Annotated in this window: 12 protein-coding genes, 1 tRNA gene and 1 pseudogene; 9 read left to right on the top strand and 5 right to left on the bottom strand. The window is 62.8% G+C overall.

Translation table 11 applies throughout. The annotated features are described in order from the left end of the window. Positions 1-10 precede the first annotated feature (10 nt). The 3 genes from M4578_RS10215 to M4578_RS10205 are packed head-to-tail and all read left to right on the top strand — an operon-like array spanning position 11 to position 4,240. Positions 11-1,333 carry an SIR2 family protein gene (locus M4578_RS10215; protein ID WP_131389676.1) on the top strand — a complete coding sequence of 441 codons (1,323 nt, stop codon included), beginning with the start codon at positions 11-13 and terminating at the stop codon, positions 1,331-1,333. After that, a complete protein-coding gene (locus tag M4578_RS10210; protein ID WP_258093351.1) occupies positions 1,330-3,360 on the top strand; it encodes an ATP-binding protein in 2,031 nt (676 codons plus the stop codon). The genes M4578_RS10215 and M4578_RS10210 overlap by 4 nt, the downstream gene beginning before the upstream one ends. Continuing rightward, entirely contained in the window at positions 3,347-4,240 is an 894-nt protein-coding gene (locus M4578_RS10205; RefSeq protein WP_142174210.1) for a 3'-5' exonuclease, read from the top strand. Before M4578_RS10210 ends, M4578_RS10205 begins: the two co-directional genes overlap by 14 nt. Before the next feature lie 285 nt (positions 4,241-4,525). On the opposite strand, the gene M4578_RS10200 is transcribed toward M4578_RS10205, so the two are convergent. Then, entirely contained in the window at positions 4,526-5,035 is a 510-nt protein-coding gene (locus tag M4578_RS10200) for a GNAT family N-acetyltransferase (protein ID WP_258093350.1), read from the bottom strand. Between the two features lie 4 nt (positions 5,036-5,039). Further along, positions 5,040-5,339, bottom strand: a complete 300-nt coding sequence (locus M4578_RS10195; protein ID WP_024707726.1) for a type II toxin-antitoxin system TacA family antitoxin — start codon at positions 5,337-5,339, stop codon at positions 5,040-5,042. A 302-nt stretch (positions 5,340-5,641) separates the two neighbouring features. On the opposite strand from M4578_RS10195, the gene M4578_RS10190 reads away from it, so the two are divergent. Together M4578_RS10190 and M4578_RS10185 are read left to right on the top strand one after the other, a co-directional pair. After that, the gene (locus tag M4578_RS10190; RefSeq protein ID WP_024707727.1) at positions 5,642-5,833 is read left to right on the top strand and encodes a hypothetical protein; all 192 of its coding nucleotides are present in this window, start codon (positions 5,642-5,644) and stop codon (positions 5,831-5,833) included. Positions 5,834-5,852: 19 nt separating this feature from the next. After that, positions 5,853-6,938: pseudogene (locus M4578_RS10185) on the top strand (recombinase family protein); the annotation flags it as partial. A 108-nt stretch (positions 6,939-7,046) separates the two neighbouring features. Here the strand turns inward: M4578_RS10185 and M4578_RS25740 are convergent. The 3 genes from M4578_RS25740 to M4578_RS10175 form a co-directional block, all read right to left on the bottom strand. Then, the gene (locus M4578_RS25740; RefSeq protein WP_024707729.1) at positions 7,047-7,382 is read right to left on the bottom strand and encodes a hypothetical protein; all 336 of its coding nucleotides are present in this window, start codon (positions 7,380-7,382) and stop codon (positions 7,047-7,049) included. 79 nt (positions 7,383-7,461) lie between these two features. Further along, positions 7,462-7,538, bottom strand: a tRNA-Met gene (locus M4578_RS10180). 153 nt (positions 7,539-7,691) lie between these two features. After that, positions 7,692-8,441 carry an IclR family transcriptional regulator gene (locus tag M4578_RS10175; RefSeq protein ID WP_258093349.1) on the bottom strand — a complete coding sequence of 250 codons (750 nt, stop codon included), beginning with the start codon at positions 8,439-8,441 and terminating at the stop codon, positions 7,692-7,694. A gap of 325 nt (positions 8,442-8,766) precedes the next feature. Here M4578_RS10175 and M4578_RS10170 point away from each other — a divergent pair, with 325 nt between their 5' ends. From M4578_RS10170 to M4578_RS10155, 4 genes are all read left to right on the top strand, one after another. After that, complete coding sequence (locus tag M4578_RS10170; protein WP_258093348.1) at positions 8,767-12,612, top strand: hydantoinase B/oxoprolinase family protein; 3,846 nt, start codon at positions 8,767-8,769, stop codon at positions 12,610-12,612. 79 nt (positions 12,613-12,691) lie between these two features. Then, positions 12,692-14,251, top strand: coding sequence for an ABC transporter substrate-binding protein (locus M4578_RS10165; protein ID WP_258093347.1), 1,560 nt, complete (start codon positions 12,692-12,694; stop codon positions 14,249-14,251). A 58-nt stretch (positions 14,252-14,309) separates the two neighbouring features. Continuing rightward, positions 14,310-15,317 (top strand): ABC transporter permease, encoded by a 1,008-nt coding sequence (locus M4578_RS10160; protein ID WP_258093346.1) that lies wholly within the window; start codon positions 14,310-14,312, stop codon positions 15,315-15,317. Continuing rightward, a complete protein-coding gene (locus tag M4578_RS10155) occupies positions 15,314-16,216 on the top strand; it encodes an ABC transporter permease (RefSeq protein ID WP_258093345.1) in 903 nt (300 codons plus the stop codon). The genes M4578_RS10160 and M4578_RS10155 overlap by 4 nt, the downstream gene beginning before the upstream one ends. The last annotated feature ends 8 nt before the right edge of the window (positions 16,217-16,224 follow it).

The raw sequence follows: 16,224 nt of genomic DNA, 5'->3' as shown, positions 1-16,224 counted from the left end.
CCGGGGGTATATGAGCGAAGTCGAAGAAGAGCGAAAATTCCAGTTTCTGCGGGACGGCGATGCCGAGCCATCTGAACTGGACTGGAACAAGGGGATCGAGAGCGCCCGCAAGGCGATTTCTGAGGCCATGAACGCCAAAAATATCGCATTTCTGCTCGGCGCCGGATGTTCTTCCCTGATGAAGGACAAAAAGGAACTCGGCATTGCGACCATGGCGCCGCTGGCCAAGGAGTTTTGCGGCGAAACCATCGAGGCACGCGCGGCGGGATTCTACAGCGATCCGCCAACAGCCGGCGCTGTACCGGCGCCGTGGCGGCTAACCAAAGACGAACTCGACTATCTCGATGCGCTCGGGGTCGACCTGGCGAAGGATTACAGCCGTAACCTGGAACGCTTGATGGAGGTGCTGTTCGCGCAACGGTTCGTGCTGCGCCAGAGCGAGAATCCCGATCTTCACCCCTATCGCGCTGTTCTCGACGGCATCATCAAGAAGGTCCAGGACTTCCTATGGACCCGTGTCACCCAAGGGGCCTTCGCCACGGAGGGCGACACGACCGTGCGCGACCTCTACGAGCGTTTCTACAAGAAACTGGTCCTACGCGATCGGTCCTTGCCCCGGCCCTGGGTGTTCACGACCAACTACGATCATTTCAGCGAATTGGCGATGGATCGCCTGGGCATTCCCTATGCCAACGGTTTTTCCGGCGTCGTAGAACGCCGCTTCAACCCGGCGATCTTCCGCTATGCTCTGGCCGAGCAGCTCGACGTCGCCAGCCGCAAATGGACCGCCGTCGACGCCTTCGTCTATCTCTGCAAATTGCATGGTTCGGTCACTTGGACCGAGGACGATCATGGCCTGTTCCCGATCAAGGAGGTCTGGCCGCCGGAATCCTCAAACCAGATGCTGATCTATCCGACGCCGGCGAAGCAGAACTCTTCGCTCGGCTCGCCCTACGCAGACCTGTTCCGGGAATTTCAGTCCCGGATCGTGCGCGAGCAGAGCGTTCTCATCACGGCCGGCTACGCCTTCGGCGACGAGCACCTGAACAACATCATCTATCAGGCTCTGACGATCCCGACCTTCCGCTTGGTGATCTTTGCGGCGCCCGACACGGAGGGAGAGATCGCCAAGCTGCGGGCGCTGCGTGATCCGCGCATTTGGATCATTGGAGGCAATGGCCCTGCCGACGGGACGAGGGCGCACTACTTCGACATGATCGTCGAGCATTTCATGCCCCAGCGCCCCAGCGACAGGATTGATGATGCCGTCCGCAAGGTGTTGTCGGAGCTGGCGCCGAAAAGGGACGACGAGACGAAGGATGGCGAGGCATGAGCCACGACGATCGCAAGCGGGCGATCGGCAAGGTGGTCTCGGTTGCGGCCGACCGCTTTGTCGTCGAGATGCACGTCGGCACCGATAACTTCACGGTCGTCGGCTTCGACGACGTGCATTATGTGGCGCGACTGGGATCATTCCTGATGATTCCGTCGCAGTCGGAATATGTCGTGGTCGAGGTTGTCGGCCTGCGTGAGCGCGACGCGAGCACGCCTTCCGAGCGGGGCGATTTCGACCGGGCCGGCTCCTCGAAATATCTGGACGTGGTGCCCGTCGGCATGTTGCCGATGCGCGGCGGCGCGTTCCGCTTCGGTGTGTCGGTTTTCCCGTCTCTGTATGCGGACGCACTGTATGCGCTGGATGGCGAGCTCGATCGCATCTTTGAGACCGAGGCCGCCGTCGAGCCGTCAGTCGGCCCGGATGGCGGCGCCTGCCAACCCGAAGGGGCCACGCGCTATCGGGTTCTACCGATCGGCAAGTCGGTGGTGTTCGAGGACTACGACGTCAAAGTTCGTCTGAACGAGTTCTTCGGCGGTCATGTCGCCGTCCTGGGCAATACCGGCAGCGGTAAATCCTGCACGGTCGCCTCGGTCTTGCAGTCCCTTTTCAGCAAGCCGGACGAACATCACGCTCGCGGAGCGACGTTTATCGTCTTCGACGTGAATGGCGAGTATCACGAGGCGCTTTCTCCTTTGGCAAAAGACGGCGGCATCGGCGTCCATCGCGTAATCCTTGATGGGACAACCGCTGGCTTTCGGATGCCGCATTGGTTCCTGGAAATGGCAGAGTGGGAACTGCTTTTGCAGGCGAGCGAGCGAACGCAACTGCCGGTCCTTCGGACGGCGTTAGGTCTGACAAGTCTCTTTCATGCCAACACGCCAGACGCTCTGGCTCTGCGCGAGCACTTTGTCGCCACTTGCATCATCGAGTGCTTTCGAGGTGCGGATGGCGACTCCCCAGTGTCGAAGTTTCAGCGCGTCGTTTCTCTTCTTCAGAAGTATCCGACGAACGATCTGAATATGGCGTTGTTGAACCGCTTCAATCCGAATTTTCAATACGGAAATTTTTCTGGCAACAACCAATCGGCATTTCTGGATGAAGTAAGGAAGAAGCTCCGGGAGGATGCTCCCTTACCAGCCTACAATCGGACGCCGTTCTCTTTCGATGAGCTGCACGAATGTCTGGATTTCGCGATCCTTTATGAGGAGGCTCACGGCAACCGCCAAATCCGAGATTACTGCTCTTCCATGGTCACGCGGCTCAGATCTCTCCAGGAGAGGGCCGAATATGCCTTTTTACGTCACGAAGGAGCTGACGTTGGTGCGGCTGTAAGCGATCTGGAATTCTTGACCAACATCGTCGGTCTGGGAAGGGTTGTTGGCGAAGCGTTCACCAAACGCAATCAAGTCATTATCATTGATCTGAACTCCGTCGAAGATGAAATCGTTGAGTTGGTCAGTGCGGTCATCGCACGCATGCTTTTTCGGTTCCTTCGCCATGCGGAACCAAGAAACCGTTTCCCGATACATCTGCTCCTCGAAGAGGCTCACAGGTACGTTGCCTCAACGCCCTCCCGGTTTTCCATCGACGCAACCAAGATATTCGAACGCATCGCCAAGGAAGGGCGCAAGTACGGCATGTTCGTGCTCTTGGCATCGCAACGCCCGAGTGAACTGTCCAAGACGGTTCTCAGCCAGTGCTCCAATTTCCTGGTTCACCGCATCCAGAACCCCGACGATCTTTCTCAGATTCGGCAGATGACGCCGTTCATCTCGGATTCGGTCTTGAAGCGGTTGCCGTCATTGCCTCGGCAGCACGCGCTGGTGTTCGGAACATCGGTCAATCTCCCGACGACATTCAAGGTGCGGGAGGCATCACCGCGGCCGCGCAGCGACGATACCGCCGTGGTCGATTTGTGGTTCCACGAAGAAGGTCGAGCCGCCGACATTCGAATCGCTCCGGCCGATACCGCTGGAGGGGAGCCGATGGCAGTAAACGAAGCGTCAGACGATGACATCTTCTGACCATCTGGAGACCCTGGCGCAGACGCTGGAGGCCACGGGAGACTACCGGGTCGTCCGGCGTCTCAAACCGCGCCCTCGCATCGTTCCTCCGCCAGGCACGCCGCTGCGCCTCGGCCTGGTGGTCGATGTGGAGACCACGGGGCTCGACCATCAGCGCGACGAGATCATCGAACTCGCCATGACGCCATTCAACTATGGCTTGGATGGCACCATTTTCAGCGTGGGTGACAGCTTCCAAGGGCTGCGTCAGCCGAGCGAGCCTATCGCCCCGGAAATCACCGCGATCACGGGTATCACCAACGAGATGGTGGCCGGCCAGATTATTGATCCCGCAGCGGTAGCCACATTCGCAGCGCCGGCTTCACTCGTCATCGCGCACAACGCGGCGTTCGACCGCCGTTTCCTTGAACGATTCAGCGAGATATTCTCGACCAAACCATGGGCCTGCTCGCTCAGCCAGATCGATTGGGCAGCGGAGGGGTTCGAGGGCACGAAACTCGCCTATCTCGCTCAAGCCGCAGGCTTCTTCTACGACCGTCACCGCGCAATGCACGACTGTCTTGCTACGGTCGAGTTGCTGGCAATGTGGCTGCCCCGATCTGGCGTTACAGGTCTCAGCCGTCTCCTGGACGGCGCTCGTGCCGTTTCTTGGCGAATCTGGGCGGAGAACGCACCCTTTGACCTCAAGGATGTCCTTAAAGCGCGGGGGTACCGCTGGAACGGCGATCCCGGCCCGCAGCCGCGCGCATGGCATATTGACGTTCCCGAGGCTCAGCTCGAGGCCGAGCTACGGTTCTTGAGAACGGAAATCTATCGGTATGAGGTCGATCCCCCGGTTCGGCGGATCGATGCCTATGATCGGTTTTCAGACCGGATCTGAGTACCGTCGAAGGCCGGGCTATTGCATGCCCTCCGGCGCTTGCCGACACTTCTTGGCAAGCGTGGCGCAGACGAACCTGTCCCGTTTCGTCATGCCGGCGCGCTTTTCCACTATGTAGTGTCTCGCGGTCTTGGTTCTCGCAGCTGGCATCCTGCAACGCATGGTTCTGGAGGCGGAAGCGGATTTCCTTCGAGATCCTCGCCTTGCCGGTCACCGTCTTGAATGTCCGGCGCAGGTCCTTGCCTCAAATTTAGCAAGGAAGACGTCCACGAAACATCGGGCCATTCACCTTCCAGCCTCACGGAGCGACGCAGCAATATCGCTGATCGAGCGAAACAGGACCAGTCCATCATCTCTGGCAGGCTCAAATCCTCGGCGCTGCCAGAATTCGGCAGCCTCCCCGTCGACGGCGTTGACCATCAATGCTCGCCCACCGATCAGCGATGCGGCCTGAACGCAGCGTTGGAGGGCATGCTTCACAAGGCCAGTCCCGATGCCCAACCCGGCCGAGCCGATGTCGGTCGCGAGCTGGCCAAGCAGCATGCAGGGAACTGGATTAGGCGGCTGCCCCGTCCGGATGGAGCGCGGTAGCACCGATGGCACAACGGCTGTTGGTGCAAGGCCGTAATATCCCACCACACGCCCTGCCTCATGCACGACGAGAACGGCGGTAAAGCCCTTCTGCTGATTGGAGAGCGCGCGGGTTTTCAGCCAGTGGTCGAGCGTCGGCTTGCCACAGGAAAACTGGGAAACATCGTGGGCGGCGGAAAGCGGCTCGGGTCCTGAAAGCAGCAAGGGGTTACCGCTTCGCCGCGTAGCCGGGCTCCCACGGCGCAGGCCGCTTCAGCACTTCAACCATCTCCGGAACAGGAGCGGCCGGGCGCGACAGCACATCCATGAACTGAGCAAAGCCTTCCGGGCTCATCCGGATCAGGCCCTGCTCCATGACGACCTCCTCGGCCGCGCGCACAGCGGCATCTCGCACGAAATCGGTGCGCGAACGGCCGCGCAGGCTGGCGGCACGATCGATCATGGCAACATCGGCCTCGGGCAGACGCATTGAGATCGGATATTCCTTGCGTTCGGCAGTGTTGGCCATGGCGATTCTCCTTGGTCGGAAGATGGCATCTTGTATCTCTAAATACAATACGATAAAGTCGCATCCACAAGCAACAGCTTCCGATGGGGTAGTATCGAGGCGAAAGATGACGGCGACAGCGATCGATTCCGACAGGTCATTTCACTATGCCACGGCACGCCAGATCACGCCGCCGCACGCCATGACACGCGTCGGCATACTGATCGCCGCCAAATGTTCGCCCGTAAATTCCATTGCTTATACCGGGCACGGGACGAATGCTGTCAGTTATGACCTTGCGAGCCTCACAAAACACAGCAAAGATGACAGGAGCCGAGCGCGAAGCGCTGCTCGAATCTTTGCTGCTGGACGCGCCGGAGTTGACGTTTACGCCGCGCGGCAGTCCCGACCCTCGCCTTCTGCGTCTGGTCGGCATCCTGGCAAAGCAGGCGGCACGGGAATGCTTTGCCGAGGAAGTGAAGTTATCCAGGCAAAGGAGGAAGCGCACCTCCTGATGCGGATGGGAGCAATGTTTTGAAAGTCGCGATCTACGCCCGTTATTCTTCTGACAATCAACGCGACGCTTCCATCGCCGACCAACTTCGCATGTGCCGCCTCCATGCCGAAAAGCAAGGCTGGCACGTCATCGAAGAATATACCGACCACGCAATCTCCGGCGCTTCGCTGATCCGTCCGGGCATCCAGGCTCTGATGACCGACGCCATGGCTGGTCGCTTCGACGTGATCCTCTCAGAGGCTATGGATCGCCTCTCGCGTGATCAGGAAGACATCGCCGGAATCTTCAAACGCGTGTCCTATGCGGATGTGAAGATATTCACCCTGTCGGAGGGCGAGGTCAGCCATCTGCATGTCGGCCTCAAGGGCACAATGAATGCCCTCTTCCTCAAGGATCTTGCCGACAAGACCCGCCGCGGCCAGCGCGGCCGTGTCGAGGCTGGCAAATCGGGTGGCGGCAATTCCTATGGCTACGATGTGGTCAAGAAGCTGGATGCCAATGGCGAACCCATTCGCGGCGACCGCACCATCAACGAAGACCAGGCCGCCGTCGTTCGCCGCATTTTCCGCGACTACGCGGCCGGCAAGTCGGCCAAGACCATAGCCTTTGCACTGAACAAGGACGGCATTCCGGCCCCTTCGGGCGGCGACTGGGGTTTCAGCACGATCAACGGCAACCCGAAGCGTGGCAACGGCATCCTCAATAATGAGATGTATGTCGGCAAGATCGTCTGGAACCGGCAGCGCTTCGTAAAGGACCCGAACACCGGAAAGCGGCAGGCGCGCCCCAACCCGGAATCGGAATGGGTCATCCAGGAGACACCAGAGCTCCGGATCCTCGACGATGATCTCTGGAATGCTGTGAAGGCACGGCAGGAGAAGAACAAGCTCACCCGCGACGACAACGGCTGCACGGATGTCCGCACTGTCAATCATCGGCGGCGCCCAAAATACCTCTTCTCGGGCCTCACCAAATGTTCATGCTGTGGTGGCGGGTACTCCGCGATCTCGGCAACGCTGATCGGATGCTCTACAGCTCGCAATAAGGGCACCTGTAACAACCGCGTCAATATCCGTCGCGACGAGTTGGAATCGCGCGTGCTGAATGCGCTGCGCACCCGACTCGTTGACCCTGAGCTGTTTGCCCATTTCTGCGAGGTGTTCACGCAAGAGATGAACCGCCTACGAATGGAAGGCCGCGCCGGTATTGCCTCAGCGGAAGCCGAGATCGCGAAGATTGATCGGGAACTCGAAACCCTGCTCAACCTGATCCTTAAAGGCGGCGCTGCCGACGCTCTCAATGCGAAGATGGTGAGCTTGGAAAAGCGGAAGAAGGAACTGGAACTGTTCCTGGCCGAAGCTGACGAGCCGCCGGCCCTGTTGCACCCGAGCATGGCGCTGCAATACCGCAAGCGCATCCAGCAGCTCTACGACTCGCTTCAGGATGAAGAAGAGGGCAAGCGGGTAGAGGCAGCCGACACCATTCGCTCGTTGGTAGATCAGATCGTGCTGACGCCTGTTGAGGGCAAGGTGGAGATCGACGTTCAAGGCGATCTTGCTGGAATCCTTACGATTTCCGCACAAACGAAAAACCCCGCCTCGGGGGCGGGGTCTTCGCAAGTAAAGATGGTTGCGGGGGCAGGATTTGAACCTGCGACCTTCAGGTTATGAGCCTGACGAGCTACCGGGCTGCTCCACCCCGCGCCAGTGAGGGGGTAGGTATAGCGCCTGACCGGGAACTGCAAGGGGGCATCCGGCGCTTTGTAAAAGTTTTTCGAACTTCCGGATCTTTCCTCAAGACGCCGCTTCGTCGCCCGCGGGGAGCGGGGTGCAAGCGCCGCCTTGGTTGGGGTTCGGTCAGAGGTTCGGCAGCCCCACCGCACGTTCCAGATCGCGTTTCACGTCGTTCAGCAGCGTGCTGAGCTGGGTGCGCAGGGCATCCGTGCGCATGGCGGTCGGGTAGGAGAGCGCAACGCCCAGAACCTCGCCGGTGTCCGGGTCGCGCAGGGCGATTCCCTGAGAGGACACGCCTTCGTGCAGCTCGTCCGAAGAACTCGAGATGCCGGTGCGGCGGATCTCGTCGATCACCACTTGCAGGGCGGCGTGGTCCGCCGGGGTCTTGGGAGAGACATAGCTCATCGGTTCGGGCACCCGTGCGCGCCATTCCTCGTCGGGCAGCAGGGCCAGCATCGCGCGGCCGTTGGAATTGCAATGCGCCGGCACGCGGAACCCCGGCGTCGACGAGATCGCCACCGGACTCGTGCCGCGAATCATCTGGATGACCACGAGGTCCGGCCCGTCGAAGGTGGTGATATAGGCCGAGTGACCGCCGACTTCGCAGGCGACCTGCAACCGTTTCTGAAGCAGATCGAGGAAATTGCGCCGCGCGCGAAAGATCTGCCCCAGTTCGAAAAGCCGGACGCCGGGGGAATAGAGCCGCGTTTTGGGATCGTAATAGAGCAGTGAGCCGTCGCGCATCGTGCGCATGACGCGCGACATCGTGGCCTTGGGGCGCCCGAGCCGGCGAGTGATCTCGGCCTGTGAAAGCTCTGATTCCTTTAGAGAAAAACAGCCGAGAACGGCGATGGCATCGTCTAGGGAACTCATGGGGGCAACAATCTCCTTAAAGGCGAACGCCTGAGAATTCATCGGCGAGACACTATATTTGTTCCACTATTGGAACCTAATGTCAATTATGGAACTTTTTACTCGACAAGGTTTTTCCCCTCTCCTAGCCTCCGGTCTTGCAGGTGCCCTCTTCGGCACCGCGAGACGCGAACAGGACAGAGCGGCAGGCCGGCCCGTGGGGCAGGCGGGTCGCCCTTTGGGACAGACCGCAATGCCGCACGCCTGACAGCGTGCGCGGGCAAGGGCGCGCCGGATGCTCCGGACGCGAGCGGTCGCTCTGTGCCGGGATAAAGGAAGGGAACCGATGAGCGCTCAGCGCAAAGGGTACAGGGCCGGGATCGACATCGGCGGCACGTTTACCGATTTCATCCTGCTTGATGAAGGGGCGGCAGAGATCCGTCTGCACAAGCGGCTGACCACGCCCGAAGATCCGTCGAGCGGGGCGCTTGGCGGGCTGGACGACCTGATGCAGATGGCCGGGATCGGCATTTCCGATCTGGACGAGATCGTGCATGGCACGACACTGGTCACCAACGCGGTGATCGAGCGCAAGGGCGCCCGGCTGGGGATGATCACCACGCAGGGGTTCCGCGATGTGATCGAGATCGGGACCGAGCAGCGCTATGACATCTACGACCTGACGCTCACCTTTCCCGAGCCGCTGGTGCCGCGCGCGCGCCGTCTCGAGATCGCCGAACGGATGGGCGCCGATGGCGATGTGATCGCGCCGCTCGACGAGGCCGGTGTCGCCGCCATGGCCGACAAGCTGGCGGCGGATGGTGTCGAGGCCATCGCGGTCTGCCTGATGCACGCCTATCGCAACAATGCGCATGAGCGGCGGGTCCGTGAGATCATCGCCGAGCGTCACCCCGGGATCGCGGTGTCGATCTCGTCCGAGGTCGTTGCCGAAATCTCCGAATATCAGCGGTTCGTGACGACCTGCGCCAATGCCTATGTGCAGCCGCTGATGGCGCAATACCTGGCGAAACTTCAGGCCGCACTGGCCGAGAAGGGCTTTCACGGGGCCTTCCGGCTGATGCATTCCGCGGGCGGGCTGGTGTCGGTCGATGAGGCGCGCGCCTTCCCGATCCGGCTGCTGGAATCCGGCCCGGCCGGCGGGGCGCTCGCCACCGCCTGGTTCGGCAAGAAGGCCGGGCATGAGAATGTCATCGCCTTCGATATGGGCGGCACCACCGCCAAGACCTGTCTCATCGAGAACGGCATGGCGCATATCGCGTCCTATCTCGAAGCGGGCCGCGTGGCGCGCTTCCGGGCCGGTTCGGGTCTGCCGATCAAGGCGCCGGTGGTGGACATGATCGAGATCGGTGCCGGTGGCGGTTCCATCGCCTCGATCGACAAGGTGGGGCTCCTGCAAGTGGGGCCGCGCTCGGCAGGGGCAAGCCCGGGCCCGGCCTGCTATGGCAAGGGCGGCACCGATGCGACGGTGACCGACGCCTCGGTGGCGCTTGGCTATTACGATCCGGGGTTCTTCCTCGGCGGGCGCATGACGCTCGATCTGGAGGCGGCGGAGACCGCCCTCGATGCGCTGGCCCGACCGCTGGGCCTCAGCTCGGTCGAGGCGGCCTGGGGCATTCATCAGGTCGTGGGCGAGAACATGGCCTCGGCGACGCGCATCCATCTGGTGGAAAAGGGCAAGGACCCGCGCGGCTACGCGATGATCGGTTTCGGCGGCGCCGGTCCGGCCTTTGCCGCCCGTGTGGCGCGGATTCTCGGCATCCGCGAGGTCATCATCCCGCAGGCCAGCGGTGCCGCCTCGGCCTTCGGCTTCCTGACCGCGCCGCTGTCTTTCGATCTGGTGCAGTCGCGTCCCATGGCGGTGTCGCAGGAAGTGCAGGATCTGGCGAGCGATGCCGGGTTCGAGGAGCTGGTCGCCGATGGCTGCGCGCGGCTCGTCGCCTCGGGCGTGGCGCCCGAAGACATCACCGTCGAGCGCAGCGCCGACATGCGGCTGATCGGCCAGGTGCACGAAATCACCGTGCCGGTGCCGCAAAGCGGCGGCTACGACGCGATCCGCAAGGCGTTCGAAGAGGTTTACGAGGCGCGCTACACGCAGGTTCCGGGCGAGGCCGAGCTGGAAATCCTGTCCTTCCGCGTGCGGGTCAGTGGCCCGGTGCCCGAGCCGACGATTGCGCAGGCGGGCAGCGACGGGGCGGCAGGGCCGGCGCTGAAAGGCACCCGGCAGGCCTATTTCGACGAGGGGTTCGTGGAAACGCGGATCTATGACCGCAAGGCGCTGCGCGGCGGCGACCGCTTCGAGGGGCCGGCGATCATCGAAGAGCCGGAATCCACCACCATCGTGCCGCCGGGCGACGAGGTGTTCATCGACGGCGCCGGCAATATCTGCATCACCATCGGCGCGGCTGCCAAGGCCCGGACGGCCATTGCTCCGGACACGCCGCAGGCGCAGGCGATGGCCCAGATCGAGGCCGACCCGATTTCGCTGGAAATCATGTGGTCGCGTCTGGTGACGGTGGCCGAGGAGATGTGGCAGACCGTCTGCCGCACGGCCTATTCTCTGATCATCTCGGAAAGCCAGGATTTCGGCTGTTCGATCCTCGATGCCAATGGCGACAACCTCGCGCATTCGGCGCGGGTGATGCCGGTCTTCAACCTCACGCTGCCGCTGGTGGCGAAGGCGATCCTCGAACGCTACCCCGCCGACACGCTGCAACCGGGCGATGTGCTGGTCTGCAACGACCCCTGGCTCTGCGCCGGGCATCTCTTCGATGTGGCGGTGATCACTCCGGTGTTCAAGCAGGGTCGGGTGGTCGCGTTGATGGGCACCGTTGGTCATGTGGGCGACATCGGCGGCACGCGCAACGGCATGAAGGCGACCGAGCTTTACGAGGAAGGGTTGCAGATCCCGCCGATGAAGCTGGTGCGGGCGGGTATCGAGAACGAGGATCTGTTCCGCATCATGGGCGAGAACATCCGCGACTCGCAGCAGGTGCTGGGCGACATCCGCTCTCTCATCGCGGCGAATGCCACCGGGGCGAAGCGGCTCGAGGGGTTCCTCGACGAATACGGGCTGCCGGATCTGACCGCGCTCGCCGGGGTGATCCAGAGCCGTTCGGAAAAGGCCATGCGCGATGCGATCTCGGCGCTGCCCGACGGGCGCTACGAGGCGATGGTCAGCTACAACCCGCTCGGCACCACGATGGATGTTCCCGTTGCGGTGACCATCGACGGCGACGCCTGCGAGATCGACTTCGAAGGCGCGCCGGCGGAGGTGCCGTTGGGCGGCATCAACTGCACCATGTCCTACACCACGGCGCATTCGACCTATCCGCTGAAATGCATGCTCACCCCCGGGGTGCGCGGCAATGCGGGCTGCTTCCGGCCCTTCACGGTGAAGGCGCCGCAGGGGTCGGTTCTGAACTGCAACAAGCCCGCGCCGGTCAGCCTGCGCACGCGGACCGGCTGGTATACCTCGCCGAACCTGTTCCGGGCGCTGTCGGATGCGGCGCCGGACAAGGTGATCGCTCATACCGGCCTGCCCAGCCTGATGACCGTCTACGGCAAGACCTCCGATGGGGCGCTGTTCTACGATCACCTGCTCTCGGGCGGCGGGCAGGGCGCAAGCCAGGCGCAGGACGGCAAGTCCTCGTTGCTCTGGCCCACCTCGGCGGCGACCTCTTCGGTCGAGCTTCTGGAAAGCCGTTCGCCCGTGGTGGTGCATGAAAAAGCCTTTGTCCGCGACAGCGGCGGTGCGGGAGCGCATCGCGGCGGGCTGGGCGCAAGAATCCGGCTGGCCAAGCGATATGACGACGGTTCCCCCGTGACCGTTTTCGTGTCGCCCGAAGGGGTGAACGCTCCCATCACTGGTCTCTTTGGCGGCCAGCCGGGCCTTATGGCGCATGGCTATCTCTGCGATCCGGACGGGACGGTCGTCGAGGATTGCGGGTCCGGCGGGCTGTTCGTGATCGACCGCGCCGACCGTGTGGTCGAGTTGCAGCTCGGCGGCGGATCGGGGTTCGGCGATCCGCTGGAGCGCCCCGTCGCGGCGGTCGAGCGCGATCTGGCCGAGGATTACATCAGCGCCGAGGCCGCCGAGGAGGTCTATCGCCTGTCCGAGCGGCGCGTCGGTGCCGCCGCAGAGGAGGCGCTGACCGACGTCATGGACCGTTGATCCGTTTCCCCGGGCCTGTCTGCAAGGGCGGGCCCGGGCCCAGAATAAAAACCACAAAGATCCAGCAAGGGAGACCAACATGTTGAAACTGAACAAGCGGCAATTCCTTCAGGGCGGCCTCGCGGCGGCGGCCTTCGGCGGTGCGCTGCCGATGCCCGTGCGCGCCGCCGGGCGGAACATCCTCGTGCTTGCAAGCACCGTGGACATCCCGAATTTCGACCCGCACACCGCCACCGGCTATGCGCCGCAATGGCTGTTCCGCAATACCTATGATCCGCTCGTGCGCGTCGTGGGCACGCCGCCGACCCCGACGCCGGGTCTGGCGAAAAGCTGGGCGCAGTCCGAAGACGGGCTGACCTACACCTTCGAGCTGGACCCTGCCGCGAAATTCCACGACGGCACCCCGGTCACCGCCAGGGATGTGGCCTACAGCTTCGCCCGCCTGCTGCGGCTCAAGCAGGGTCCGGCCTGGATGCTCAGCGGGATTCTCGACGAAGAGAGCGTCGCTGCCGATGGCGAGGGCACCGTTGTGATGACGCTGCGCAAACCCTTCGCGCCGCTGCTCTCGGTGCTGCCCTGGATGTTCGTCGTCAATGCCGCCGAGGTCGAAGCCAATCTGGGCAGCGACGACGGTCAGTCCTACCTGATGAGCAACATCGCGGGGTCCGGCGCCTTCAAGATGGGGCGGGTGCTGCCCGGCGACCGCTACGAGCTGATGCGCGTCGAGGACGACTGGCATCAGGGCGGCAACCTGGATGCGGCGATCTGGAAGATCGTGCGCGAAAGCTCGACCGCGCGGCTGATGCTGGGCCGGGGCGAGATCCATATCGCGCTGGACATGTTCGCCGAGGATATGGAGGCGATCAAGGACACGCCCAATGTGGTGCGCATCATGGAGCCGGATTACCGCAGCTTCACCATCAAGATGAACACCGCGCACGGGCCGCTGATGGACAAGAATCTGCGCAAGGCGGTGTCCTATGCCTATAACTACCAGGCGATGCTGGAAAGCTCGGGCCCGGCCGAACTGATGCACGGCCCGCTGCCGCAGGGCATGTTCGGCCATGCCGGCGATCTGCCCGTCTACCGGCAGGATCTGGACAAGGCCAAGGAATATCTTGCGCAGTCGGCCTATCCCGAGGGCGGGCTGACGCTGTCGATGCACCACGCCTCCGGCTACGAGAACCAGCGTCGCTGGGCGCTGATCATGCTGGAATCGCTCAAGCCGCTGAACATCGAGGTGGACATCCGCGCCATGGTCTGGCCCGATGTGGTGGCGATGGTGAAATCGCCCGAGACCACGACCGATTTCTTCTCGATCTTCCAGTCGCCCAACTACGGCGACCCGGACAACACCGCCTTTGCCGCCTATCACAGCTCGCGCAACGGTCAGTGGCAGAACCCGACCTATGCGAATCCCGAGGTGGATGCGGTGATCGAGGCGGCGCGGTCCGAGGTCGATCCGGAGGCGCGCAAGGCGCTTTATCGCAGCTTCCAGGAGCTGGTGATCGACGACGCGCCGGATGTGTTCGGCGTCATGGAGTTGCGCAAGTTCGCCATGCGCGACAATGTCGAAGGCTACGAGTTCTGCCCGGTCTCTGCCAACACCATGGAGATCTGGCCGCTGTCGCTCGGCTAAGACATCGGGGCGGGTGCGGATCTGCCGCGCCCGCCGTCCGGGACATCCGCGAGGGGTCATGCTTTTCTACTTTATCCGCCGCGTGGCAATGCTGGTGCCCATGCTTCTGGGGTTGTCGCTGCTGCTTTTCGTGGTCGCCCGGCTGCTGCCCGGCGATCCGGTGGGGCTGGCCGCCGGTCCCAATGCCACGCCCGAACTCATCGAACGCCTGCGCGCGGAATTCGGGCTCGATCAGTCGTTGCCCATGCAATACTGGACCTATCTCACCGGTCTGGTTCAAGGCGACTGGGGACAGTCGGTCTTTACCCGCCGCCCGGTCTTCGAAGACCTCATGACCTATCTGCCCGCGACGCTGGAACTGGTCATCGCGGCGCTGGTGATTGCCATCGTCCTCGGCATCCCGCTGGGGCTGCTGACCGCGGTCTACCGCAACGGCGTGCTGGATTACGTGACCCGCACCGTGGCGCTGGGCGGCATCGCCATGCCGCGCTTTTTCCTCGGGCTGCTGCTGCAACTGGGTTTCGCGGCCTGGCTGGGCTGGCTGCCGCTGGCGGGGCGCTTTCCGCTGATCGGGTTCCCGCCCGAGCATGTCACCGGGTTCTATACCGTCGATGCGGTGCTCTCCGGAGACTGGGAGGGCCTTCGCCTTGCGCTTGCGCATCTGGCGATGCCGGCCTTTGCCATGTCGCTGTCGCCGCTGGCGACGATCATGCGCATGATGCGTGCCTCGACCATCGAGGTGCTGCAACAGGATTATGTGCTGACCGAACGCGCGCTCGGCCTGTCGAGCCGGCTCATCCTGTTCAAATACGTGCTCAAGAACGCCATGACCTCGACACTCACCATCATCGGGCTTTACGTCTCGTGGCTGCTGGGCGGCACGGTGCTGGTCGAAACCGTGTTCGACTGGCCGGGCCTCGGGCTCTATGCGACACAGGCCATTCTGACGCAGGATTTCATGCCGGTGATCGGCGTGACCATGGTCATCGCGATGATCTATCTCGTGACCATGCTGCTGGTCGATCTGCTCTATGGCGTCTTCAATCCCAAGGTGCGCTACTCATGAGCGATCTGACCCAGACCACCGCGGTTCCCAAACGCGACCGCTCCGCCCGGGCGGAAAACTGGGCCCGCGCCTTCTATCGCTTCCGCCAGAGCTGGCTGTCGCTCATCGGGCTGGCCATCGTCGTGACGCTGATCGTGCTTGCGGTGATCGCGCCCTGGATCGTGCCGCATCCCGATCATGTGGCCGGCACCACCAATACCGGCTTTCGCTTTCAGCCGCCTTCCGCTGCGGCCTGGTTCGGCACCAACGAGCTGGGGCAGGACGTGTTCTCGCTGGTGCTGGTGGGCGCACGGGTCTCGCTGTTCTCGGCCATGGTGGTGATCGCGCTGGCAATCGTCATCGGCACGCTGGTGGGCGCCATCGCGGGGTATTTCGGCGGCTGGATCGACGAGATCCTGATGCGGTTCACCGATCTGCTGCTGACCATCCCGAGCCTGATCCTTGCCATGGCGGTGGCGGCGGCGCTGGGCACCGGTGTGTGGAACATGATCATCGCGATCACCGTGACATGGTGGCCGGCCTATGCCCGGCTCGTGCGCGGCGAGGTTCTGGTGAAGAAGCAAGAGCAGTTCGTTGTCGCCTCGGTGGCGTTGGGGGCCGGCTGGCCGCGCATCCTGGGGCTGCATATCCTGCCCAACATCGTTTCGCCGCTGGTGGTCAAAGCCTCGCTCGACATGGGCTTTGCCATTCTCACGGTGGCGTCGCTCGGCTTTGTCGGCATCGGGGTCAAGCCGCCGACCCCCGAATGGGGCACGCTGCTGTCCGGTGCGCGGGCCTATATGCCCGATTACTGGTGGACCGCCGTGGCGCCGGGCACCGCGATCTTTCTGGCCGTGCTGGCCTTCAACCTGCTGGGCGACGGGCTGCGCGACGTGCTCGACCCCAAGGCGCGCCGGTAGGGAGGGGA

Source organism: Salipiger pentaromativorans, from assembly GCF_024721115.1.
GTDB classification, from domain to species: Bacteria; Pseudomonadota; Alphaproteobacteria; order Rhodobacterales; family Rhodobacteraceae; genus Salipiger; species Salipiger pentaromativorans.
The sequence above is the reverse complement of the archived record's forward strand: the minus strand, read 5'-3'. Positions and strand labels throughout refer to the sequence as shown.